General features: G+C 68.4%; 16 protein-coding genes. 9 read left to right on the forward strand and 7 right to left on the reverse strand.

Features of this window, described 5'->3' with window-relative positions; genetic code table 11:
• Window positions 1-1,152 (reverse strand): zinc-binding dehydrogenase, encoded by a 1,152-nt coding sequence (locus QM597_RS08880; RefSeq protein WP_415004519.1) that lies wholly within the window; start codon window positions 1,150-1,152, stop codon window positions 1-3.
• A gap of 86 nt (window positions 1,153-1,238) precedes the next feature.
• Between QM597_RS08880 and QM597_RS08885 the strand changes: the two genes are divergently transcribed.
• The gene (locus QM597_RS08885) at window positions 1,239-2,420 is read left to right on the forward strand and encodes a CapA family protein (protein ID WP_415004520.1); all 1,182 of its coding nucleotides are present in this window, start codon (window positions 1,239-1,241) and stop codon (window positions 2,418-2,420) included.
• Between the two features lie 186 nt (window positions 2,421-2,606).
• On the opposite strand, the gene QM597_RS08890 is transcribed toward QM597_RS08885, so the two are convergent.
• Together QM597_RS08890 and QM597_RS08895 are read right to left on the reverse strand one after the other, a co-directional pair.
• Window positions 2,607-3,401, reverse strand: a complete 795-nt coding sequence (locus tag QM597_RS08890) for a TIGR03084 family metal-binding protein (RefSeq protein WP_415004521.1) — start codon at window positions 3,399-3,401, stop codon at window positions 2,607-2,609.
• Entirely contained in the window at window positions 3,398-4,018 is a 621-nt protein-coding gene (locus QM597_RS08895; protein WP_415004522.1) for a TetR/AcrR family transcriptional regulator, read from the reverse strand. Before QM597_RS08895 ends, QM597_RS08890 begins: the two co-directional genes overlap by 4 nt.
• Before the next feature lie 141 nt (window positions 4,019-4,159).
• On the opposite strand from QM597_RS08895, the gene QM597_RS08900 reads away from it, so the two are divergent.
• A complete protein-coding gene (locus QM597_RS08900) occupies window positions 4,160-5,920 on the forward strand; it encodes a DUF3352 domain-containing protein (RefSeq protein WP_415004523.1) in 1,761 nt (586 codons plus the stop codon).
• Between the two features lie 323 nt (window positions 5,921-6,243).
• Here the strand turns inward: QM597_RS08900 and QM597_RS08905 are convergent, their stop codons facing one another.
• Window positions 6,244-7,515: an alpha/beta hydrolase gene (locus tag QM597_RS08905; protein WP_415004524.1), complete on the reverse strand. Its 1,272-nt coding sequence runs from the start codon at window positions 7,513-7,515 to the stop codon at window positions 6,244-6,246.
• Window positions 7,516-7,668: 153 nt separating this feature from the next.
• On the opposite strand from QM597_RS08905, the gene QM597_RS08910 reads away from it, so the two are divergent.
• From QM597_RS08910 to metX, 4 genes are all read left to right on the forward strand, one after another.
• The gene (locus QM597_RS08910) at window positions 7,669-9,171 is read left to right on the forward strand and encodes a flavin-containing monooxygenase (protein WP_415004525.1); all 1,503 of its coding nucleotides are present in this window, start codon (window positions 7,669-7,671) and stop codon (window positions 9,169-9,171) included.
• A 315-nt stretch (window positions 9,172-9,486) separates the two neighbouring features.
• A complete protein-coding gene (locus QM597_RS08915; protein WP_415004526.1) occupies window positions 9,487-10,806 on the forward strand; it encodes an ATP-dependent 6-phosphofructokinase in 1,320 nt (439 codons plus the stop codon).
• 203 nt (window positions 10,807-11,009) lie between these two features.
• Window positions 11,010-12,299 carry a bifunctional o-acetylhomoserine/o-acetylserine sulfhydrylase gene (locus QM597_RS08920; protein WP_415004527.1) on the forward strand — a complete coding sequence of 430 codons (1,290 nt, stop codon included), beginning with the start codon at window positions 11,010-11,012 and terminating at the stop codon, window positions 12,297-12,299.
• Complete coding sequence (gene metX, locus QM597_RS08925; RefSeq protein WP_415004528.1) at window positions 12,296-13,426, forward strand: homoserine O-acetyltransferase MetX; 1,131 nt, start codon at window positions 12,296-12,298, stop codon at window positions 13,424-13,426. Before QM597_RS08920 ends, metX begins: the two co-directional genes overlap by 4 nt.
• A 111-nt stretch (window positions 13,427-13,537) precedes the next feature.
• Here metX and QM597_RS08930 read toward each other — a convergent pair whose 3' ends face one another.
• The 3 genes from QM597_RS08930 to QM597_RS08940 form a co-directional block, all read right to left on the reverse strand.
• On the reverse strand, window positions 13,538-14,296 hold the full coding sequence (locus QM597_RS08930; RefSeq protein ID WP_415004529.1) for an SDR family oxidoreductase: 759 nt from the start codon (window positions 14,294-14,296) through the stop codon (window positions 13,538-13,540).
• 1 nt (window position 14,297) lies between these two features.
• A complete protein-coding gene (locus QM597_RS08935; RefSeq protein ID WP_415004530.1) occupies window positions 14,298-15,098 on the reverse strand; it encodes an SDR family NAD(P)-dependent oxidoreductase in 801 nt (266 codons plus the stop codon).
• Between the two features lie 155 nt (window positions 15,099-15,253).
• Entirely contained in the window at window positions 15,254-15,604 is a 351-nt protein-coding gene (locus QM597_RS08940) for a hypothetical protein (protein WP_415004531.1), read from the reverse strand.
• On the opposite strand from QM597_RS08940, the gene QM597_RS08945 reads away from it, so the two are divergent.
• The 3 genes from QM597_RS08945 to QM597_RS08955 all read left to right on the forward strand — a co-directional run bounded on the left by QM597_RS08945 (window position 15,572) and on the right by QM597_RS08955 (window position 19,078).
• Complete coding sequence (locus QM597_RS08945; RefSeq protein ID WP_415004532.1) at window positions 15,572-18,079, forward strand: FtsK/SpoIIIE domain-containing protein; 2,508 nt, start codon at window positions 15,572-15,574, stop codon at window positions 18,077-18,079. The two genes, QM597_RS08940 and QM597_RS08945, sit on opposite strands and share 33 nt — an antisense overlap.
• On the forward strand, window positions 18,076-18,594 hold the full coding sequence (locus QM597_RS08950; protein WP_415004533.1) for a hypothetical protein: 519 nt from the start codon (window positions 18,076-18,078) through the stop codon (window positions 18,592-18,594). Before QM597_RS08945 ends, QM597_RS08950 begins: the two co-directional genes overlap by 4 nt.
• 139 nt (window positions 18,595-18,733) lie before the next feature.
• Entirely contained in the window at window positions 18,734-19,078 is a 345-nt protein-coding gene (locus tag QM597_RS08955) for a hypothetical protein (RefSeq protein ID WP_415004534.1), read from the forward strand.
• Window positions 19,079-19,198 lie beyond the last annotated feature (120 nt).

A 19,198-nucleotide genomic window follows, 5' to 3' on the forward strand; every position in this document is an offset into this window, starting at 1 on the left:
TCACTCGGCTGTGGGATCGATGAGGATCTTCGCGTGCTTCTCGGGATCGCCGAGTTGATCGAAGGCCGCAGCGACGCCGTCCAGCCCCACGGTGCCGGTATGCAGGGGTGAGGGGTCGAGGGTGCCGTCGGCGAGCCACATGAGCACCTGGCGGAACTCGGCCGGGTCGTAGCCGAACGCGAAGCGGAACTCGTGTTCCTTGTTGACCGCCATGACCGGCCGGAAGGTGTCGGGTTCCATGCACACGCCGACGATGACGATGCGGCTCAGCATGGGTGCCTGCGTGCTGATCTGTTCGATGATGCCGGGCACGCCGACGCACTCGAAGACCACCGGACCCTTCGGCAGCGCGCCGGCCACCTCGGCGGCCTGGAAGGCACGCCACCAGGGCACCTTCGGCAGCCGGCGCAGCCGCTCCATCGTGGTCAGTCCTAGCCGCAGGTAGCTGACGGCATCGGTCAGGTATCGCTTGTCGTCGACGAACTCGTGCCACGGCGATTCACGGGCCGGGTCGATGACGACATCGGCCCTGCAGCGCCGAGCCAGATTGCGGCGACCCGGCGACGGGTCGCTGGCGATCACCCGCTTGACGCCGCTGGCCTTGAGCAGCAGGATCACGGCCAGCCCGATGGGACCGCAGCCGATGACGACGGCGGTGTCCTTGCGGCCGAGGTGGCCCTTGCGCACGGCGTGCCAGGCGACGGCCAGGGGTTCGGTCATGGCGGCATGGTCGAGGCTGACCCCGTCGGGTACCTCCATCGTCATCGCCTCGGATACCAGGACGTATTCGGCGTAGCCGCCGCCGGCCTTGGGGGTGAGGCCGGTCATCTGCACGCCGCCGTCGGTGCCGAGGACGGGCAGCGAGACGACCCGGGTGCCGGCCTGCCAGCGGCTGCGGGTCTTGGGGCCGTAGGCGACCACTTCGCCGACGAACTCGTGACCGAGTACGACACGGTCGTCGGGGGTCATGAAGTCGTGATAGCCGACCTCACTGATGGTGTCGTGGGTGAGCTGGGCGTGGTGGCGCACGTGGAGGTCCGATCCGCAGATGCCCGACCGCAGCACCCGCACGAGCACCTGGCCGCGGCCAGGCGTCAGCTCGGGCAGCTCTTCGACGGTCAGCTCGCTTCGATGGCAGACGACTGCACGCATGAGAACCCCTTCGTTCATCCTTGGTCCGACCCTAGGGCGGCCGTCTCGGGCGGCGACGCAGTGGTCATCGCCTAGAGTTCTCGGTGATGCTCTCCCCCTTGTTCGTGCGGATCGCGCTCGCACTCGCCATCGTGGTGCTGACCGCGTTCTTTGTGGGCGGCGCGCCGGGGGGGGGTGCCGGTCCGGTGCCGCCGGCCAGCGCCTCCACCGCGAGGAACCCGGCGGCACCGGCTGAGCCGGCGTCGGTCGTCATCGGCGCATCGGGCGAGATTTTGCCCCATGCGCCGGTGATCCGTAGCGCTCACCAGCTCGCGGGCAATCGCTCGGGTGCCTACGACTTCGCGCCGCTGTTCGCGGAGGTCGCGCCGTTGTTGAGCGCGCCGCAGCTGTCGCTGTGTCATTTGGAGGCACCGATCAGCGATGATCCGCTCGATATCGACCGGCCGGCGGGCATGGTGTTCAACAGTCCGCCGCAATTGGCCGCAGCGCTGGCCGGAGCCGGGTTCGACGGCTGCGAGTTCGCGTCGAATCACACCCTGGATCAGGGCATGAGCGGCCTGCGGGACACGCAGGCGGTCGTGGAAGGTGCTGGGATGACCTATGCCGGGCCGTCGGCCGACGCGGCACGATCCGGGCAGCCGGCGATGCTGCGGGCCGGTGACCTGACCATTGCGCATCTGGCTTATAGCTACACAGCCTTCAACGACAGTACCGAACCCAATGCGCGGGTGCCCGAGGCGGCTCCGTGGCTGTCCGGGACGCTGTGGGCCGCAGTCGGGGCCGCCGGCATTGCCGGCGATGCCGAGCGGGCGCGCGAGGCCGGGGCCGATCTGGTCGTGGTGAGCCTGCATTGGGGCGTCGAGTACCAGGCCGAGCCCACCGGGGATCAGCGTGAGGTCGCTCGCGAACTGCTGGAGGCCGGTGCCGTCGATCTGATCCTGGGCACGCACGCCCACGTGGTACAGCCGTGCGAGAAGATCAACGACCGCTATGTGCTGTACGGGATGGGCAACTTCCTCTCGAATCAGTCGCCGAGTGCGGGCCTGCCGGTGCCGACACAGGACGGGATGATCGCGCAGGTGACGCTGGCGCTCGATGCGGACGGCGCTCTGACCTCGTCGCTGGCCGTGCAGCCGGCGCAGGTACAGATTCCCGGGCATCGGATCCAGTTGGCGACGCCGCAGCGGAATGCCGCCAGCTACCAGCGGACGATGGACACCCTCGGCTCGCTCGGCACCTGCGACGTCACTTCCCTCGCCGCCGCCTGAGTGCGCCCTTCGAGGCCGCTCGTTCCTCGCGGCACCTCAGGACCCGCTTGCGAGCCTCGAAGGGCGAAGGGACCCGCCGACGCTGGTGGCTTCGCGGCTCGGCCGCAAGCGGCCTCACACCTCAGCCACCGGAGGAGGGTCGCCGGTCCCTGAGGTTGCCAGGGGATCGGTGGCCCGCTGCGGGCCTCAACTGCGGTCGGCGAGGGGCTTGGGGTCGTTGCCCGGCAGGCCGGCGAAGGTCTGGACGACGTTCAGCCAGTCGTCGGCCGCCTCGCCCTCGGCGCGCACGTCGACATCGACGCGATGCCGGCGGCGGGTCGCCAGCAGGGCGAAATCCCACGCACTGCCGGTGACCCGGTTCTCGGCGTCTTCCGGTCCCCACGTCCAGGCCTGGCCCGACGGCCCGACCAGCTCGACGCGGACCTCGGCCTCCGGGGCCTCCTTCCCGCGCATGAGATAGGCGAAGCTGCGGGTGCGGACCCCGAGATGGCAGACGTGCCGCACCCGGTCGCTGCGCGGCACGTCGATGCCGAGGGCGTCGGCGATGTCGTACCCGTGCGCCCAGCTCTCCATGAGCCGCGCCGTCGCCATCGAGGCCGCGCTCATCGGCGGGCCGAACCAGGCGATCTTCGTGCCGCCCGGCACAGCCGCCAGCGCCCCCGCGAGCCGGGTGCGCGAGTCGCGCCAATGGTGCAGCAGTGATTCCGGCGCGATCTCCACGAGCCGTTCGGTCTCGGTGTCGACGAAGCCGAACGGATCCTGCTGGGCCAGATGCACCAGCTGGTCCCACTCCTCGCCGGCGGCGATGGCGGCCAGGCTGGCTCGGTCGGTCCACATCAGGTGCGCGATCTGGTGCCGCACGGTCCAGCCCTCGGGGGTGGTGACGGTATCCCAGCCGGCGTCGTCCAGGGTACTCACCCAGTCGTCGATCTGATCGCTCTCGGCGGCCAGGTCGGCCAGGACGGCAGTCGCAGTGCTCATCGGGGGTCCTTGTCTAGTTCGTGGTCGAGGGTGATGGCCCAGGCGTCGAGGATCATGGCGCGTCGGGCGCTGTCGTCGCTGAGCGAGGCCGCCAGGGCCAGGCCGCGCGTCAGATCGAGGGTCGCCTGCACGAGCTGGCGATTGCGCCCCCGGCTCTCGTCGATGTCCAGCAGGGACACGGTGTAGCGGTGCGCGTCGCGGCCGAAACGCCGTTCCAGGGGGGCGACGGCTTCGCGCAGCACGGGGTCGGTGCGCGCCGCGACCCACAGTTCGAGCGCAGCGAAGAAGACCGGCGAGACGTACAGGTCGGCGATGAGGTTGAGCGCGGCACGGGTGCGGCCCCGTTCCGGAGGCAGCCGCGCGGCCGAAGCCGCGATCTCGGTGTGCCGCCGCTCGGACAGATGGTCGAGAGCGGCCATGACGAGGTCGGACTTGGTGGGGAAATGGTGCAACTGCGCCCCGCGGCTGACGCCGGCCCGTTTGCTGACGACGGTCGTGGTGGTGCCGGTCCACCCATACTCGACGAGGCATTCGACGGTGGCCTCCATCAGCCGCTGGCGCATGGCTCGGGTGCGCTCTTCCTGCGGCACGCGCGCGGGCGGGATCGGGGTCGACACGCCTCCAGCATGGAGACAGCCGAAGAAACAGTCAAGGCTGCCGGTTTCTCGGTCGGCGAGTCCGGGGCAATGCGGTTATTCTGCGAGTACTTGCCGCAACACCGGTTGCGGTCACCGAATCACTGACGTGGGGATAAAACGATGAGCGAATCGCTGCCACCGCCTCCTGGCCCGTCCGGCATGCTGCCGCCACCGCCGGTCGACACCGCGCCCGCCGCAGGCGGCGCTGCGGCGGCCGGTGGAGGCGGGGGTGCAGCCCTGAAGATCGGTGCCGGGGTCGTCGGCCTGGCTCTCGTCGGCGGAGGGGCTTTCGGCGCGAAGGTCCTGTGGGACAACACCCTCGGCGGCGGCGGTCCGCAGCCGGCTGACGCGCTGCCCGCGAGCACCGTGGCCTACGCGCGGATCGACCTCGACCCCTCGGCCAGCCAGAAGGTTGCACTGCTGGACCTCATCGACCGGGTGCCCGAGGTCAAGGAGGAGTTCGGTCTGGAAGACGTCGACTCCCAGGCCGACCTGCGTGAGGTCGCTTTCACCGACTGGTTCGACATCGAGGGTTCCTGCGACGTCGACTACGACGCCGACGTCAAGCCGTGGATCGGCGAGCGGGCCGGCATCGCGCTGATCGGCGACTTCGAGATCAGCGACGACGAGCAGGACACCGCGCAGTCCGTCGCGGAGAACACCGCCCTGGTCATTCAGGTGACCGACGAGGACAAGGCGCGCGAAGGCATCACCAAGCTGGCGACCGAGTGCGGGGTCATGGACGACCTCGCCGACGGTCTCGACCTCGACAACGAGGAGCCGGGCATTGTCTTCCGGGACGGCTTCGCCGTGGTCGCGGTGAGCCAGGAGGCCGCCGACGCCATCGACCAGGCCACGTCCGACAAGGGCACCCTGGCCAGCAACGACCGGTTCTCGGCCGACATGGACGCCCTCGGCGAGGACGGCATCTTCTCGGCCTGGTACGACGAGCGCACGCTCATGGGCAAGGTCGACGAAGCGCTCGACGAGTTCGGCGACGATGTGCCCGATGATGTCCACGACATGGTTCAGGCCTACTCGAAGGTCGAGTCGGCGGCGTTCACCATCCGCGCGAGCGAGGAGTCGCTGGAGGCTGCGGGCGTAACGACGCTTGAGGACGGCTTCGAGACGCCCGATGCCGACAGCCTCGCGGGCCTGCCGGCCGACACCCTGGTCGGCGTGTCCATCGTGGGCGGCGGTCAGTGGATCGAGGAGGGCTGGGATTCCTTCGCGCCGATGGCCGAGCTGTACCTGCTGGACTCGTATGCCTGCCCGTACTACGACGACTACGAGTACGGTTACGACTACACCTGCGAACCGCCGTCGTTCGACGACATGGTCGACGACTTCGAGAGCGAGACCGGCCTGAAGGTGCCCGACGACCTGGCGACGCTGCTGGGCACGGAGTTCAACCTCTACGTCGGTTCCGAGGGCGTGGAGGACCTCAAGAACGCCGATGATGAGGCCGAGGCGCTGGAGACCCTCAACGCGGGAATCGAGATCACCTCCGACGGTGATGTGGCGGGTGTGTTGGAAGACCTCATGGACTTCGCCGGGGCCGACCTGGACATCACCGAGACTGACGGCGGTGCCATCATCGCCACGAACGACGATGCCGCCGAGACGCTGGAGAGTGACGACGGCCTGGGTGAGTCCGAGACGTTCTCCTCGGTTATCAGCCAGCAGGACAACCCGATGGGCGGTGTCTACGTTGACATCGCGGGTGTGATCGACGCGCTCAAGTCCTTCGACGCCATTGACACCGGTGATGCCGACGACCTGGCATTCCTCAAGGCCTTCGGTCTGACGACGTGGCAGGAGAGCGACAACGTCATCGGATTCAGTGCGAAACTGAGCTTCAACCCCGCCGACAGCGAGTAGGAGTAGGCCCACCCGGTCCCTGAGGTGCTGCGACGAAGGAGCAGCCTCGAAGGGACTTGCCACGGCAGGCTTCGAGGCTCGGCCGCAGGCGGCCTCACACCTCAGCCAGCGGGCTTCGTAGGCCGAACGCGACAGGGGCCGCCGGGAAGTATTTCCCGGCGGCCCCTGCCGTTCGTCGCGGCCCTCAGAACGTGCGCGGATAGGCGGAATCCGGTCATCGAGGTGCGAGCTTGCGAGCCTCGAAATGACCTACCACCGCAGGCTTCGAGGCTCCGGCCGCAAGCGGCCTACGCACCTCAGCCAGCGCCTATCCGCGCATCCACTCAGGCGGTACGGCGGCGCCAGCGGCTCCACCAGCGCTGCTTGCGCTTCGGCTGCGGCGCGGCGGGCTGGGCCTGGGGTCCGGGGGCGGTGGGTGCCTCGCCGACGACGTAGCCGTCGATGACCGGCTGCTCGACCGGCTCTTCCGGCACCAACTCGCCGACGATGGGTTCGACCGAGACGCTGCCGGACTCCTCGCTGGCTTCGGGCTTGACCGGCTCGCCCACCGCGACGCGCGCGAAACGGCCGGCCAGGCGCACGGCCTCGCGGCTCTCCGGCAGCAGGTCGGCCAGCACCGGGAAGGCATGGACCTGCCCGCGCCACAGGTGCGTCTCCACCTCGACGCCGCGTGCGGCCAGTTGCAGGGCCATCGCCTCGACCTCGGGGCGCAGCATCTCGTCTTCGACGGCGGTCATAAAGGTCGGCGCGTCGATGTACTCGGCGGCGTCCAGGGGGGACTCGCATCCCTCGATGGCGTTGTCCCGGGACAGCCAGCGGCGGCGCACGACCCGTACTTTGCGCACCGGCAGGTAGGCGTCGTTCATGCGGCTGACCTTCTCGATGCCCTTGTCGAAGCGGTCGGGGTCCAGGCTCAGCAGCGGCGAGAAGCCGATGATCGCCGCAGGGGTCTGCAGGCCGCGGCGCTTGGCGATCTCGGCGACCTTCATCGCCAGGTAACCGCCGGCCGAGTCGCCGGCGACGATGATCTTGTCGGGGTGCGGGACCTGCTCCAGCAGGGCGACGTAGGCCGAGATCGCGTCCTGGACGGAGTCGGCGACCGTGCCGTCGGGCAGTTGGATGTAGTCGACGGAGATGACGCTACCGCCGGTGATGAGGGCCAGGCGCTCGCACAGGCGCCGGTGCGTTTCGATGCCGCAGGAGAAGAAGCCGCCGCCGTGGAAGTACAGGACCGTCAGGTCGCTGTCGGGGCCGAAGCGGTGGGCCATCTGCTCCACGCGCACGCCGCCGAGGCGGTACTCGAAGGGTTCGACGTAGCGCGAGCGCGGGCCGAGGGCCGAGATGGCGTCCATGCGGCGCAGCAGTTTGATGGTGTGGTCGTTGAAGGGCAGCAGCGTCAGCGTGGGCTTGATGACGATGCGCAGGCCGCGCTGCAGCACCCGTGCCCGCAGGCTGGAGGCCTGGTGGACCACGACCGATTCGTCAACGACCTGGACGGGGCCGCGGCCGACGCGCACGAGGCGCAGAGCGCCGTCGCGCGGGATGCTGGCCCGGTCGAAGACGCTCGTCTGTCGTTTCACGAACTCGCCGATCATGCCCCCAGGATAGCCGCGATGGCGTTCACCATGTGGATACAGGGATGCATCTCACATCTCGCCACGATTTTGTTTGCGCAGGTCAGCACGAGTTTTTGGACTTTCTCCCCAGGTCCCTTGCGGGATACTGGCGGTATCTGGAAGCGTAGGACCATGCCGCAACCCCGTACGGAGAGCCATGTCCACGACGCCGTCATCGTCGGAGCCGGATTCGGCGGGATGGGCGCGGCCATCGCCCTGCGCCACCGGGGACGCAGCGACCTGGTCATCCTCGAACGCGAGGATGACCTCGGCGGCACGTGGCACGTCAACCGCTATCCGGGCATCGCCGTCGACATCCCCTCCTCGACCTACTCGTACTCCTTCGAGCCGAATCCGTACTGGTCGCGGCTCTACGCCCCCGGTGCCGAGCTGAAGGCGTACGCCGATCACGTGGCCGAGAAGTACCGGCTGCGCCCGCTCATGCGCTTCGGCGTCACCGTCGAGCGCGCGGAGTGGGACGACGCGAGCGCCGTGTGGACGGTGACCCAGAGCGATGGCACCACGGTGCGCGCCCGGCTGCTGCTGACCGCCACCGGCTTCCTCTCCCAGCCCCGGCTGCCCGACATCGAGGGCGTGGAGAGCTTCGGCGGCACGGTGATCCACACCGCGAAGTGGAACGCCGACCACGACCTGACCGGCGAGGACATCGCCGTCATCGGTACCGGTGCCACGGCCGTGCAGCTGGTCCCCGAGGTGGCCCGGCTGGCCGGATCGCTGACCGTCTACCAGCGCACGCCGATCTGGGTCACGCCGAAGCTCGACGGCCCCGTCCCCCGCGCGGCGCAGCGGATGTTTGCCCGGCTGCCGTTCACCCAGCGGATCGCCCGGCACATCGGCAGCGCGATCCTTGAGGCGATCATGGTGACCGGGGTTCTCGAATACGCGCGGCTGAGTGTCTTCAACCGGCTCGCCGAGGCGGCGGCGAAACTGCACCTGCGCGCCCAGGTCAAGGACCCCGACCTGCGCCGCCAACTCACGCCGGACTACTCCTTCGGCTGCAAGCGGCCGACCTTCTCCAACACGTACTTCCGCACCTTCAACGCCGCGCACGTGGACCTGGAGACGACCTCCATCGCCCGCATCGACGAGCGCGGCATCGTTACCGCCGACGGGCGGCGGCGCGACATCGACACGCTGATCCTGGCGACCGGGTTCGACCTGTGGGACGCGAACTTCCCGGCCTTCGAGGTCGTCGGCGTGGGCGGCCGCGAGCTGGGTGCGTTCTGGCGCAGCGAGCGCTTCCAGGCCTACGAGGGCATCAGCGTGCCTGGCTTCCCGAATTTCTTCAGCCTCAACTCGCCGTGGTCGTACTCGGGGCTGTCGTACTTCACGACGATCGAGTCGCAGATGAAGCACATCGACCGGCTGCTGGCCGAGGTCGACCGCCGTGGTGCGCGGCGCTTCGAGGTCACCGAGGAGGCCAACGCGCGCTTCCTCGCTCAGGTGCGCCGGCGGATCGAATCGTCGGTGTTCGCGCTCGGCGACTGCGCCACTTCGCGCAGCTACTACTTCAACCAGCACGGCGAAGCGACGCTGTTGCGGCCGACCTCAACGCTCAACGCCTTCGCCTCGGCCGGCCGCTTTCCGCTCGACGACTACGCACTCTCCGCGTGAGGGATCTGTCAAGAAAAATGCGTGGGATTTGTCAAGTAGGGTCATGGCCGAGTATCGACGACGGATCATCGACGATGAGTTCCTCGGGCCGTAGGGCGTGACTAAGGATCTGATGACTTACAGGTCGAGGCCGCTCATTGTCCCCCGCGAGCGGGAGGTACCCCCAGTGCGTAGCGAGGAACGAGCGGAGCCTCGAAATGAACTACGGTCGGAGTCCCTTCGCCCTTCGAGGTTCGGCCGCTTGCGGCCTCACACCTCAGGGTCCGGCGGGCGGTGCGCAACCCGAATACATCAGCGATTCCCTAAACTCAGCGAATGGTGACGTTGGCTGACTTGCAGGTGACCCGCCTCGGCCCGTGCGCGGTCGACTCGCCGTTGGCATCGTATGTCGGCACACGCGCGACCAACGAGTACTACGTCGGTGAGGACGACCGAGTGCTGTTCGACGACACCGTCGAGCTGATCCGCCGCCGCAGCCTCCCGCTGGACGAACTGCCGACGTTCGAGGCCGGCGGGCCGCGAGCCAAACTGTTCTTCGACCCCGCGTACACCAAGGTCGGTATCGTCACCTGCGGCGGCCTGTGTCCAGGCCTGAACGACGTGATCCGCGCCCTCGTGCTCGAACTGCACGAGCACTACGGCGTCAGCGACGTGACCGGATTTCGCAACGGCTACGCCGGCCTCGTGCCCGTGTCCGGCCTCGAACCCCTCACCTTGACCCCCGAGTTCGTGGCGACGATCCACGAGCGCGGCGGCACGGTGCTCGGCTCCTCGCGCGGCGCGCAGGACGTCGGCGTCGTCGTCGACACCCTGCAGGCCCGTGGCATCGACATCCTGTTCGTCATCGGCGGCGACGGTTCCATGCGCGGCGCGCACCAGGTCGCGAAGGAGGCGCTGCGCCGTGACGCGAGGATCGCGGTGGTCGGCGTGCCGAAGACCATCGACAACGACATCCCGCACATCGGGCAGAGTTTCGGCTTCCAGACCGCGTATTCGCGCGCGGCGCAGTCGATCAAGGCAGCCAAGATCGAAGCGGAGGCCGCGATCAACGGTGTCGGCCTGGTCAAGGTCATGGGGCGGCACGCGGGTTTCATCGCCTGCTATTCGGCCATCGCCAACCACGACGCCGACTTCGTGCTGATCCCGGAGGTGCCGTTCTCCCTCGACGGCGACCGGGGAGTGCTGGCGCAGGTGCGCCGCCGGGTCGCCGAACAGGGGCACGCGGTGATCGTGGTGGCCGAGGGCGCGGGGCAGGAGCACCTGCCGGACGCGGCGACGACGGATGCGTCGGGCAATGTCAAGTTCGCCGACATCGCCCGGTTGCTGCGCGAGCGGATCGCCGACGACTTCGCCGCGCGGGGTGCCGAGGTGCTGGTCCGGTACTTCGATCCGGGTTACTTCATCCGGTCGGTGCCGGCTGACCCGGCCGATTCGGTGTACTGCGCGCGACTCGCGCAGACGGCGGTCCACGCCGCGATGGCCGGGCGCACCGACCTGGTAGTCGGTCGCCGGCGACACCGTTTCGTCCACGTACCGATCCCGTATGTCACTCATCGCACGCACAGTGTCTCGCCCGACGGTGACTTGTGGCTGAGCGTGCTGGAATCGACTGCCCAGCCCCACGACATGACCTGAACGCGCGCGGTACCTGAGGTGCGTAGGCCGCCTGCGGCCGGAGCCTCGAAGGGACCACTCCACGCCTCGACAAGTCCCTTCGAGACTCCTTCGTCGTGCCTCAGGGGCCGCTACGCGCTGTCTCATGGGGTGAGACGATCGTGCGCGTCCGGTGTTCCGTGACAGCCTCGACGGCGACGCCACCTTTCTGTCGAGGAGTTCCCATGAGCGAGAACTGGTCATTCGAGACCAAGCAAATCCACGCCGGCCAGACCCACGATCCGGCCACCGGGGCCATCGCGCTGCCGATCTACCAGACGACGGCCTACCAGTTCGAGGACACCCAGCATGCCGCTGATCTGTTCTCCCTGGCCAAGCCCGGCAACATCTACACCCGCATTATGAATCCGACGCAGGACGCCGTCGAGCAGCGCATCGCCGCACTCGAAGGCGGTATCGCGGCGCTCCTGGTCTCCTCCGGCCAGGCCGCGACCCAGACGGCCATCGGCAATGTCGCCGAGGCCGGCGATCATGTGGTCGCCTCGTCCAGCCTCTACGGCGGCACCGACTCCCTACTGCGCCACACCTTCCCCAAACTCGGCGTCGAGGTGTCCTTCGTCGAGAACCCCAATGACCCCGAACAATGGCGCGCCGCAGTCAAGGACAACACCAAGGTGTTCTTCGGCGAGACCGTCGGCAACCCGCGCGGTGACGTGCTCGACATCGAGGCGATCTCGGCCGTGGCGCGCGAGGTCGGCGTACCGCTCATCGTCGACAACACGATTGCGACGCCGTACCTGCTCAATCCGCTCGCGCACGGTGCCAACACCGTCGTCCACTCGGCCACGAAGTATCTCGGCGGCCACGGCACGGTCATCGCCGGCGTCATCGTCGACGGCGGCACCTTCGACTTCGGTGCGCACGGCGACACGTTCCCCGGATTTACCGAGCCGGACGCCAGTTACCACGGTCTGAAGTACGCCGAGGTGCTCGGCCCGGCGGCCTACATCGCCAAGGCGCGCGTGCAGATCCTGCGCAACCAGGGCCAGGCGATTAGCCCGTTCAATGCCTTCCTGCTCGCACAGGGCCTGGAGACGCTGAGCCTGCGGGTGGAGCGCCACAACGAGAACGCGGCTAAGGTCGCCGCCTGGCTGGAGGCCCGCGAGGACGTCGCCTCGGTGAACTATCCGGGCCTGGCCAGCAGCCCCTACAACGCGCTGGCGCAGAAGTACCTGCCCAAGGGCGGCACCGCGATCCTCGCCTTCGAGCTGCCCGGCGGCGTGGAGGCGGGCCGTAAGTTCATCGACGCGCTGCAATTGCACAAGCACGTCGCGAACCTGGGCGATGTGCGCAGCCTGGCGATCCATCCCGCCTCGACGACGCACTCGCAGTTGACCGCCGAGGAGCAGCTCGGTGCCGGCGTGACCCCTGGGTTGGTGCGTCTGTCTGTCGGCATCGAGCACATCGACGACATCCTTGCCGACATCGAACTGGGCCTGACTGCGGCCAAGTGACCGCTCGGACCGCATCGCCGCTTGATCGTCCCCTTCCTGTCACCGGAGCGTGGCGGGAAGGGGACGATCCCGTCGGACTGCGTCGATTTGTCGACATCGGTGAGGTCGCCCTCGAATCAGGGGCGACGCTGCCGTCGGTGCGCGTCGCCTACGAGTCCTGGGGCCGTTTCACCGGTGAGAACGCGGTACTCATCGAGCACGCGCTGACCGGCGACGCCCACGTGGTCGGGGAGGCCGGTCCGGGGCAACCGTCCCCGGGCTGGTGGAACGATCTCGTCGGCCCGGGGCGCGCCATCGACACCGACCGATGGTTCGTCGTCGCGACCAACATCCTCGGCGGCTGCCAGGGCACGACCGGCCCGGCCAGCGCTCATCCCGGCGGCGGCGTGTGGGGCAGCCGGTTCCCGGACCTGACGGTCCGCGATCAGGTGGCCGCCGAGATCGCGGTGGCTGACGCCCTCGGTATCGAATGCTGGCACGCGGTGATCGGTGGGTCGGCCGGCGGTATGCGAGCGCTGGAGTGGGCGATCACGGTGCCCGAACGGGTCGAGCGGTTGTTCCTGCTGGCGACCTCTGCGGTGGCCTCGGCCGAGCAGATCGGGCTGTCGACGACGCAGCAGGCGGCCATCGTCGCCGACCCGCACTTTCACGGCGGCGACTACTACGCCGCCGCGCAGGGGCCGGCCGCCGGCCTGGACATTGCGCGCCGCATCGCCCACCTGGCCTACCGCAGCGAGCCGGAGCTGGAGCAGCGCTTCGGGCGCGAAGTGCAGCCCGACGGCCGGTTCGCGGTGGCCTCCTACCTGGAACACCAGGGTGCCAAACTCGTGCGCCGCTTCGACGCGAACTCCTATCTGACTCTGACGCGGGCGATGGACAGCCACGACGCCGGGCGAGATCGCGGCGGCGTCGAGGCCGCCCTCGGTCGCATCACCGCGCGGACGCTCGTGGCGGGCATCGACTCGGACCGGCTCTACCCGTTGTCGCAGCAGCGCCGACTCGCCGAGGCGATCCCCGGCGCCGGCGACCTCGCGGTGGTGCGCTCCCTGTACGGCCACGACGCCTTCCTCATCGAATCCGATCAGGTGGCTCCCCTCGCCGCCGCCCTCCTCGCCGCGCGCCCGTGAAACCCGGACCCTGAGGTTGACCGGGGCGGGTCCCTGAGGTGCGCCCTTCGAGGCCCCTCCTTCGTCGGGGCACCTCAGGACCCGCGACGCACCTCACCTACCGGGGACCGCTCAGATCAGCTTGCGGGCGATGCCGCGGGGCGCGTGCTTGAGCACTTGACCGAGCGGCAGCCACGGCCACGCGGGCACGGCAGCGTTGTCGACCTCCTTGTCGATGGCCTTGACCATCGCGCGGACCCCGGTCTCGGTGTCGACCATGAGCTTCTGCTCCTGTTCGACCTTTTCGTTCATCTCCGAGGCGATGTAGCCGGGGTAGATCGTGGTGACCGTGATGTCGAGTCCCGAGCGGCCCACGAGGTCCATGCGGATGCCCTCGGCCAGATGCGCGATGCCCGCCTTGGTCGCGGCGTAGGCGGCCATGCTCGACGGCATCCCGCGCATGGCCGACACCGACGAGATGACGACCAGGTGACCGGCCTTGCGCTCGTAGAAGTGCTCCATCGCGGCCTCGCACTGGGCCATCGCGGCGATGAAGTTCGTCTCGGCGGTCTCCTTGTTGGCGTGGAACTTACCGGTGCCGATGCGCCCGCCCTTGCCCAGGCCGGCGTTGACGATCACCCGGTCCAGGCCGCCGAGGTCGCCGATGGCCTGTGTGACGGTGGCGAACACCTGGTCGTGGTCGTTGACGTCGAGTTGGTAGACGACGACCTCGATGTCCGGGTGTGCGGCGAGGATCTCCTCGCGCAGGGCTTCGAGTCGCTCCAGGCGGCGCGCGGTGAGGGCGAGGTGGTGCCCCTTGGCGGCGAACTGGCGGGCCATCTCGGCACCCAGGCCGGAACTCGCGCCGGTGATGAGGATGTTCGTGCGCATGTCAGTCCCTTCGCGCCATCTTCACGGCGGCGGCGATCATCTGGCGGCGGTAGAGCGGTCGCAGCCAGCGTTTGGCGGCGTAGGCCACCTGGCCGTTGCGGTCGGTGGTGATGAGGTGGGTGCCCTTCTCGACCTTGCGCAGGACGGCCTGGGCGATCTCGTCGGCGGTGACCTTCGAGCGGTCGATGAGCTTGGCCGCCATCTTCTGCGAGGCCTCATCCTTGCCGCGCAGTGACGACGTGAGGTTGGTCTTGAAGAAGGTCGGGCACACGACGGAGACCTCGACGCCGAAGGGTTGCAGCTCGTAGTACAGCGACTCGCTCAGGGCGACGACGCCGGCCTTGGTGGCGACGTATTCGGTCATGCGCGGCGGATGCACGAGCCCGGCGGCCGAGGCGGTGTTGACGATGTGGCCGCGACCCGCCTCCTTCATCATCGGCGTGAACGTCCGGCAGCCGCGGGCGACGCCGAGCAGGTTGATGTCGACGATCCACTGCCACTGGTCGATCTCGGTCAGCTCGATCCGGCCCCCGGCGGCGACGCCGGCGTTGTTGAACAGCAGGTCCAGGCCGCCCCAGGTCTCGGTGACCCAGTCGCGGGCGGTCTCCCAGTCGGCGTCGGAGGTGACGTTCAGTCGGCGGTACTCGACCTCCGGCAGTTCGGCGAGGCTGTCGGGGCGCTCGTCGGCGATATCGGTGGCGAGCACCCGCACGCCCTTGGAATGGAGCTGACTAACGAGCGCGAGACCGAGGCCGGAGGCACCCCCGGTCACGAGCGCCCGAGAGCCGGGGGTGATCTTCATGTTTCGCATACTACCGGTATCTGAAATGGGGGACATGTCCCCCTATTTGGGGACAAGAAAACCCCACGGGAGTCCGTCGGGAATCACTACTCTGGCGATGCCTACCCTTCGGCACGACAGAAAGATGGACGCACGTGTCAGGCTCCCCACCGCCGTCAGGTCACGATGTTCGCCGCGTCTACTCCGCCGATACGGCTGCTCCGCACCCCGCGTCGGCTCCCGCTGCCCCAGCCCCGACGATGCCCCGCGAGCACCTCGACCGCCTCACCGCCGAAATCGCGGTCCATGCCCGAGAAATCGGTGACAAAGCCCGACAGATCGATGCGTCGACATCGCAGGTCGCTTCCGAGCATCTCGCCGGGCGCGCCCGGCAGGCCGCGCTTGCGAAGGAACAGGCACAGCAGGCCAGGGATCAGAAGATCGAGCAGGTCATCGCCGAGACGGCCGTGCGTCGAGATGCGGTTCGCGAACGGTTGGCCGAGATAACCGCCGCCCAGGCCCCGCACGCGCTCGGTGCGGCGCTCGACGAGTCATGGCACACGCCACTGGATCCGCCCGGTGCGCCGACGGCTCTCATCCGAGGCGGCACCACCGCCGGGGGTGTCCCTGCGCTGTACCCGCTGGTCCATCACCGAGGACGGCATCTCGACGGCCCGCTCGAGCGCACCACGTCGGAGATCCAGACACTCCTGCTGCGACTCATCGCCTCCATGCCGCTCAAGCACCTGCGCATTGATGTCTTCGATCCGCGCGTTGAAGGGCGTCTCGGCATGTTCGCGCCGCTGCGGTCGGCGCACTCGGCGTCCTTCCCGCCGGCCTCGACTTCCACGTCGGCCTTCCGGGAAGTCCTGGAATCGGCGACCGCCACAGCGGCGGCCAACGCCGAGGTCATCGCGACCGAACACGCCAGCGACCTCGGCGACCTGTGGAAGCGACGCGGCGTTCCCACTGGTCAGTACCGCGTGGTGGTGGTCCTGAACTACCCCGAAGGCATCGACCGCGAGACACAGCACCTGCTGACCCGATTGGCCCGCTCAGGTGGTCGCGGCGGCGTGATCTTGATCGTGCAGAACGACGAACAGGGGTGCCCGGTTGACGAGGAGGTGCGCGCTGCGGACCTGGCCGACCTGCTGTACAAGAGCCGCGTCGACGCATCCGGCGACCTGCTGCTCAACGGCTATCCCGCCGACGTCGTCGTGCGGGCCGACGGCCCGCCGCCGCCCGCGCTCGTGTCGTCGGTAATCGCCGCCGCCGCCGAGCGGGCCAGCAGCGATACCGGTCCGGTGGTCCCGCTCGCCGATCTGATCGCGTCCGACGTCGAGAACCCCTGGACAGGCGACGGTATCGACGAACTGGAAGCGGTCATCGCCCGGATCGGTGAGCGCGACCTGTCCATCACCCTGCGATCGCAGAACCCGCCGTTCGCGAACGTTCTGGTCGGTGGCGCGGTCGGCCAGGGCAAGTCCAATCTGCTGCTCGACATCGTCTATGCGCTTGCGGCGCGCTATAGCCCCGACGACGTCGAACTGCACCTGCTCGACTTCAAGCGCGGACTCGAGTTCCAGCGATTCGCCGCTGACGCTGCGGGAAAGAACTGGCTTCCGCACGCTGCCGTGCTCAGCCTGGAGTCCGACCGAGCCTTCGGTGTTGCCGTGCTGCGTCACGTTGCCGAGGAACTGGAGGAACGCGCCAAGAAGTTCAAGGCGCACGGAGCCAGCGGTATCGAGGACTACCGCCGTTCCACCGGGCAGACGATGCCGCGCCTGCTGTTGATCGTGGATGAGTTTCAGGTGCTCTTCGACGGCGACGACCCGCTCACCGACGAGGCCGTCGCGCTGTTGGAGACCCTGTCCCGTCAGGGGCGTGCCTCCGGAGTCCATCTGCTGCTCTCCTCGCAGACGACGTCGGGCGTGACCGGCCTGCGGGTCAAAGGCGAGTCGATCTTCGCGCAATTTCCCGTACGCATCTCGCTCAAGAACACCGTGATGGAGTCCGAGGCGATCCTGTCGCAGGGCAACAAGGCGGCGGCCGATCTCACCTATCGCGGCGAGATCATCGTCAACCGCAACACCGGCCACGATCCGGAACACTCCAACGAACAGGCGATCAGTGCGTACGCCGAGCCGGGGTTCGTTGCGGACCTCCAGGCCAAACTCTGGCGTCTGCGGCCCGAGGGGAAGGGGCCGCTGGTCTTCGTGTCGACGGAGTTCGCCCGCTGGCCGCAGATGTTGCCTGCACCGGAACCCGGAAGTTCGGCGACCGGCCTGATCGGGCGTCCTCTGGAGGTTTCCGAGCGGCCGGTGGCACTCACCCTGGACGATGATGTCGACCAGACGGTCGCGGTCGTCGGATCCGACGAGACGCTGGCCTTGCCCGTTATCAGCGCACTGTCGCAGACGATCGGTGCCTCCTTCGCCCCGGGCGAAGTTATCGTGATCGACCTCGCTGCACCGACCAGTGCGGACGCCGGGCAGGTGATTCGGGCAGAACTTTGCGAACTCGCAGAGGCGGGAGCGGAGCTGACGGTCGTGGGCCGGGACGAAGCAACCTCCACGATGATCGGTGCAGTGCGAGCCGCGCTCGCCGACCCTGGTCGCCGCATGCTGGTGCTGGGTCTCGGCTGGCAACGGTGGGTCGGCCTCGACGACCCTCATCCGGCGCGTCCCGACGACGACGATGATTTCTCCACCGTGTGCGTGCGTGAGGTGTTGGAGGAGTTGACCCAGCGCGGTGGTGTGCAGGGTGTCCACCTCGTCGCCTGGTGGACGACCCTGCGTTCGCTCCAAGATCAACTCGGCTACTCCTACAGCGGTGTACGACACTTCATCACCGCGAAACTCGGCCTTGAGGACTATCGCGGCCTGACGTCGCACTCCGAGCAGCCGATCACCGGCTATCCGCGCGTCGCCCACATCGATCGAGGTGGCGACGACGGCCCGACGGTCGTCATCCCCTTCGCCCGACGGAAGGAGTCCTTGTGAGCGCGGTTTGGGACGACTACGTGAACCTGTTGGAGGAGGCGGCAGCGCTTCCTGACCAGGAGGCGCGCGCCGTCGCCGAGGCGAAGGCTGCCTATGAGAACGAAGGACGACGGCTGAGCAATGATCTCGCGCTGGCCGAGCGTGACGTGGCCGATCTGAAACAGCGCAACACCCGGCTCCAGGTCGGCGTCCGTGATCTGCTGCGCTCCACCGGTGTCACGCTCGATCCGGATGCCGTTCTTCCACCATTGCCGGCCGGACAGGTCACCGAGGCGATGAAGGCCCTCGAGTACGACCTTGAGCAGGTGCGGCAGCGGCGGCAGCGACTCGCGGCGATGCGTCAGACGACTCCGGCCCCGCGGCCCGCGGCCGCCGTGGTCCCGGCTTCGGTGTCGGTCACGCCGCCGACCACGCCCACGTCGCCGGCCGAGGGCGGAGTGTCGCCGCTGGTGATCGGCGCCATCGCGGCCCTCGTCGTCGTGCTGCTGATCGTGATCGTGCTCGTGATCCTGTGATGGAGTCGCGATGAGACCCCCGCGCACGGTTCGCCCCGTCTCGGCGGCGCGGACGACCGACCGAGCCGCCTCGTCCCGCGTCAGTACCGCACCGGGTGATGCGGCTGCGTCGCGTGCGGTCCTGCGCAATCGGCGGACGGTGCGCAGCGAGGAGATCATCCAAGCGGTCGCCGCCATTGACGTGGCACCCGATCCACAGACCGCCCAGGCCATCCTCGACTGGCTCCGCAGCGAATACGAGAAGCGTCAAGGGGGTACCCTGGTCGGCCTTTTCGCCCGTTGCTACCTCGGTCCGCCCTATCTCGACCATCGCCTCGACGTGCTGGGCGACCGTATCCTCGAGCATTTCAAAGAGCACGAGACCCCGCCCCCACCGTTCACCAGCGCGCGTCCCTTCGCCCGAAGCGATGCGTACGCCTTCGTCGAGGTATACGACGACGGCGCCATTGTTCCCGTCCGCCACAACGGCGATCCCATCCTCTAGATGATTGATGCGGGGAGATAAGGCCTTCGGCGTGGCTGCGTGACCTCAGAGACCAGGGTGTCCAGACTCAGGCGTTGCTTACCCGAACGCCGAACCCCTGAAGGGGGCACCTGCGATGGA

It is taken from the genome of Aeromicrobium sp., from assembly GCF_047607065.1.
In the GTDB taxonomy this organism is placed as follows: domain Bacteria; phylum Actinomycetota; class Actinomycetes; order Propionibacteriales; family Nocardioidaceae; genus Aeromicrobium.